Below are 4,568 nucleotides of genomic sequence, written 5' to 3' on the forward strand. Positions count from 1 at the left end.
GAGATCGAAGCGAAGATTCGCGAGTTCGACTTCAAGAACGTCGACTGGCTCGATGCTGAGAGACTCGTCGCGGACCCGTATTGCCTGCGTGTCCTTGTCGGATGGTTCGACGCGGATCCGGGACGAGCGCCTCGAGGTGTCGTTCCAACCGAGATGCAGTCGAGCGAAAGCGTCTACGTCTCCCAGCTTCTTCAGGTCTACGGCGAGCGGTCGCAGCAAGCTTTCCAGGATTCGTCCGATGTGCTGGCGCACCCAGAACATGGCGATCACTTCCGGGATCAGAGAATCCGTTTTTTCGACGCAATGGAATTCGAGCGTTTCTATCGTGACTCGACGCCGCAGGATTACGTCGATACCTTCAAGCATGAAGTCTATAGCGGGGTCATCGACACTCATCGCCGCCCCCACAAGGACAGCCTTGAAAGACTCGACAGCGTAATGATCCAGGCCGTGTCCGTGCGCACGACAGGCATCCTTGGCAAGCACGCGGGCCCCCACATTCAACAGGGCGCTTGCCATCATCTGGTAAACGAGGGACGGCTGAAATGGGCGTAGAGGAACACCTGCCGGCTGGCCGCGCCTTCAACAGCACCTTGGAGACTGGGATTCGTTCGGTCGTCCTCCTGGAGGCGTTCTACCCCCGGCGGTGCGGTCTTCTCGAAATGACGTGGTTGGACCATCTCGTTGTCCACACGGGCGACCTTGATGGAGACGATGTTCCGCCGAGCCTCCACCCTGCACTGCCGAACCGCGCGGGCGAACTCCTCGTCCGTCGCCGCCTCGTGGAGGAAAGCCTACGCGCGATGCAGAGAGTTCATCTCGTTGACGTAGAACACTCGGAGGGCGGGATCGTCTATTGCGCCAGCGAAGAGGTGCCAAGCTTTCTAGGCGCCTTGCGTTCGGAGTACACCATGGCCCTGAAAGAGCGTGCAGGCTTCCTTGCAAGAAGGTTTGCCAGCTTACCTACGGAAGAAATCAAGGCCACGATCGAGGCGCGTATTGGAAGATGGACCGCCGAGTTCGGAGAAGGCGACGCGACCGGCGCGAGCGTCAGATGAGCGGCATCGAGATCAGACGCCTCACCTTTACAGGGCCGGGGCTCAAACCGGCATCCCTGCATTTCCAAAGCGGCCTCAACGTCATCTATGGGGCCTCCAACACCGGGAAGTCTTTCGCTGGAAAGGCGTTGGTGTACATGCTTGGTGGAAGCACGACGCTCCCGCAGACAGACGAAGTCGTCGCGTACGACGGCGTGTGGCTGAGCTTCGTCACCGGACAGCGCGAGCTCACCCTTTACCGAAGTACTCGGGGTGGAGCCTTTCGGCTCTTCGAAGGATTTGTCGCATCGGACGACGGCCGTGCGGCCACGTCGCTGGCGGCCGCGCACGATTCCGCGCGGACTGACAACGTATCGCATCTTGTGCTCGATGCCATGGGCCTTGCCGGCAAGCGGGTTGTAAAGGACGGTAACGGCGCAAAGGAGAACCTGTCGATTCGTCTGCTATCGCCGTACGCAGTCGTGTCCGAGGGTGACATCATCGCCGAGCGCAGCCCGGTCAGATACTCTGGAACCCCGACCCAAAGAACCTTCGAGGAGAACCTGTTCAAGCTCCTCCTTACCGGGATGGACGACGCGGGCGTCGTTGAAGTGCAGAAGCCTTCGGAGCGGAAGGTCGCCAAGGAAGCCAAGCTTGAACTAATCGACGACCTGATAGCAGGAATCGAGAGGCAGCTTGGCGAGAACCCGGTTTCGCGACCGGACGTCGAAAAGCAGTTGGAACGCCTCAACACTGCGGCCGCCTCCATCCTCGACGACCTTTTGCAGAAACAGGAAAGTCTGGACCTCGCCATCTCTAATCGACGTCGGAAGATGGACTCGCGCCAGGACCTGCATGTGCGCCTGGCCGAACTCCAGGTGACCATTGGCCGGTTCATCCGCCTGGAGGAGGTCTATGCTTCCGACGTGCGCCGGCTCCACTCCATCGAGGAGAGCGGTTATGTCCTGACGGCGATGGCACGGCGCGAATGTCCGGTTTGCGGAGCGCCTCCCGAGGCGCAGACCCACGATCACGGTTCCGCAGAGATTGCTCTCGCCTACAGGGCAGCGTCCGCGGAAGCGGCGAAGATCGAGGTCGAGCAGCGAGAACTAGCGTTGACCATCAAGTCCCTTCAGGCGGAGGCGACAGGAATAGAGGCACGCGGTGCCCGGCTTGATGAGGCTATCGAAAGCCTGGACCGCGCCATAGAGGAAGCCAGGCCCACCGAGTCAGGCGCGAGACAGCGCTACGAACAGATCGTTGAGGAGCGCAATGGCATCCAAAGGACGCTCGATCTCCATGATAGACGCGATGGGCTAGCCGCGCAGCGGGCCGAGATCGCATCGCGTTCCACTAAAAAGTCGAACGACAAGCTCGTAGTCGGGCCCGACGCGGTGACGTCCTATGCGTTTGGAGAGGTTGTCCGAGAGGTTCTCGAAGCATGGAAGTTCCCGAATGCGGCGCACGCGCTCTTTGACAACGAGTCCTACGACGTTTCGATCGCCGGAAAGCCGCGAGCCGCGAACGGCAAGGGTGTCAGGGCTATCATGCGGGCCGCGTTCAACGTCGGGCTTTTGATCTACTGCCATCGGCGAAGGCTTCCGACACCGGGGTTCCTGGTGCTCGACACGCCGCTGCTGACCTACCGTGAACCCACCAGCGTGAAGCACGGCGCACTTGCCGCCGACGAGGCGGCTTTGAAGAAGACGACGCTCGCTGAGCATTTCTACAAACATCTCGCCGGGCTGAGCGATATCGCGCAGATCATCGTCCTTGAAAACACCGATCCTCCCGCATCGATCGAGGGGCAGGCCAGGATCGAGATGTTCACCGGCGTCGAAGGGGAAGGCCGGTACGGTCTGTTTCCTGCTGGACTGTCCCTCGGAGCGGATTAGTCCGGCGAGCGGCGCGGTTTCTAGTAGTACGCCCCGCCCTAATGCCGGCCGCCGATTCCTCTTCGACTTTCTTGCGCGAAAGATCGGTGACTTCGTCTAGCCGGGCATTCGAGTGGATGGCGGCGGCAGATCGGGTCGTGTTACAACGGCCGAATGTCGTCCAAAGCGCGAGGGGACTAATTTGCGCCGCCGATACATTGTCTTCCTAGCGGCCCTGCTCGCTGCGCCGATGGCCACTGCCGCCGATTGGAAAATGTACGCGAACGGCCGCTTTGGATATAGCGTCGACCTGCCCGCCGACTTCAAGACGATCCTCGTGCCGGAAAATGGCGACGGCATCGGCCTCGAGAGCGCGGACGGTCAGGCGAAGCTCTCGATCTGGGGGAACAACTTCTCCGAGGGCGGCTTCTCCCAGGAGAGCGATCTTCGCAGGAGGTTCGAGATCGACGACGGCTGGAAGTTTACTTACGAGAAGCGCGGAGCGTCATGGGCGAGCTATTCCGGCACGAAGGGCGACCGCATCATCTACATGCGGCAGATCGCGCTATGTGACGGCGCCATGGGGAATTTCACGTTGGAGTATCCGGCCCGCCAGCAGAGGCGGTATGGCCCAGTGATCGACACGATGGTGAAGACGCTGAAGGCGCCGAAACACTGCGAGTGATTGCGCTCGCACCGGCGCCGTCTACGGAAAGAGTTCCAGCACCTTGGCGAACGGGTTCTTTCGCTCAGAAGCAGCTCTGGCTTTCTCCCTGATCACAATCGCCGGATCCAAGCGCCGATTGAGCGCGATATAGATATCCTGACCGTCCATCAAGATGATGCGCCTCGAGGTGAACGCAGCGGAGGATGGAGTTGAATAGCCGGCATGGCTAACGTGCAGCCCACGGGTCCATATGGTGCGCTCTTCAATCTTTCCCTGAAAGGAATGCAACATCGTGGCATCAGTTTGCGCGCGATGCCATTTTGCCTCGACAAGGTATGTCGTGCCGTCGTGTTGAAAAGATCCGTCGATCTGTTCACCGATAGTCCTGAAGGACGCACGGGCGTCCAGCCCCCACGTGTCAAACCACCGCTTCAGAAAACGCTCGAAGGCGTACCCTCGTTCGTGAGGTCGGTCGGTCATCGTTTCGAGTGCGAGGAATTCGGATTCCAATGCTGCGAGAATGCCCTCCGCAGGGCGTAGCGGCTGAGTAACTTTGGGCTCCTCGACGACAGCGGCACCGGGCAGCGGCCGGCCGCCCAACCGCTCGATAATCGCGCTGAGTTTCTTCCGGTTGTCATCGGTGGCATCGTCGGGGCGGTCAGCCTGCAGATATTCCCATAATCCCGCCAGGGCCTTGGCAATTGCCTTCGGCTGAGCCTTCTGCGTGAAGGCGACGAGACGCTTGCCCTTGGAATTCCCCCGGAAGCCATAGACATCGTCATAAATTTCCACGCCGACCTCATGCCGAAAGAATTCGGTGAAGGTCTGGTTCGTGAAATTAAGAACGTATCCTCCTTGCACAAAAAGATCATCGACGAGCTTGGCTTCTATGGGTCGGAGGGTCATGTGACATCAGTCTCGGGTTATGAAACGGGCACGATCCAGGAGTTCGTCGAACGTGACGATGTCCAATGACCTTCTCCCCTGGAA

The 4,568-nt window shown here is 59.9% G+C and carries 5 protein-coding genes; 4 read left to right on the forward strand and 1 reads right to left on the reverse strand.

Going from position 1 to position 4,568, the window contains the following annotated elements; genetic code table 11:
- The 4 genes from FNA46_RS26265 to FNA46_RS25750 form a co-directional block, all read left to right on the forward strand.
- Positions 1–555: ABC-three component system protein (locus tag FNA46_RS26265; RefSeq protein ID WP_342782441.1), on the forward strand; the 555-nt coding region annotated here is incomplete at its 5' end.
- Positions 546–1,058 (forward strand): ABC-three component system middle component 2, encoded by a 513-nt coding sequence (locus tag FNA46_RS25740; protein WP_143128086.1) that lies wholly within the window; start codon positions 546–548, stop codon positions 1,056–1,058. The genes FNA46_RS26265 and FNA46_RS25740, both read left to right, overlap by 10 nt.
- Positions 1,055–2,932: a hypothetical protein gene (locus tag FNA46_RS25745; RefSeq protein ID WP_143128087.1), complete on the forward strand. Its 1,878-nt coding sequence runs from the start codon at positions 1,055–1,057 to the stop codon at positions 2,930–2,932. Before FNA46_RS25740 ends, FNA46_RS25745 begins: the two co-directional genes overlap by 4 nt.
- A gap of 181 nt (positions 2,933–3,113) precedes the next feature.
- Positions 3,114–3,596 carry a hypothetical protein gene (locus tag FNA46_RS25750; protein WP_246103394.1) on the forward strand — a complete coding sequence of 161 codons (483 nt, stop codon included), beginning with the start codon at positions 3,114–3,116 and terminating at the stop codon, positions 3,594–3,596.
- A 21-nt stretch (positions 3,597–3,617) separates the two neighbouring features.
- Here the strand turns inward: FNA46_RS25750 and FNA46_RS25755 are convergent, their stop codons facing one another.
- Positions 3,618–4,484 carry a restriction endonuclease gene (locus tag FNA46_RS25755; RefSeq protein WP_143128088.1) on the reverse strand — a complete coding sequence of 289 codons (867 nt, stop codon included), beginning with the start codon at positions 4,482–4,484 and terminating at the stop codon, positions 3,618–3,620.
- Between the last annotated feature and the right edge of the window lie 84 nt (positions 4,485–4,568).

Origin of the sequence: Affinirhizobium straminoryzae (assembly GCF_007004135.1) — a bacterium.
Lineage (GTDB): Bacteria > Pseudomonadota > Alphaproteobacteria > Rhizobiales > Rhizobiaceae > Neorhizobium > Neorhizobium straminoryzae.

Excerpts from the sequence above, each read along its gene's own strand:
- FNA46_RS25740 (WP_143128086.1), top strand. The coding sequence starts at position 546 with ATGGGCGTAGAGGAACACCTGCCGGCTGGCCGCGCCTTCAACAGCACC.
- FNA46_RS25745 (WP_143128087.1), top strand. The coding sequence starts at position 1,055 with ATGAGCGGCATCGAGATCAGACGCCTCACCTTTACAGGGCCGGGGCTC.
- FNA46_RS25755 (WP_143128088.1), bottom strand. The coding sequence starts at position 4,484 with ATGACCCTCCGACCCATAGAAGCCAAGCTCGTCGATGATCTTTTTGTG.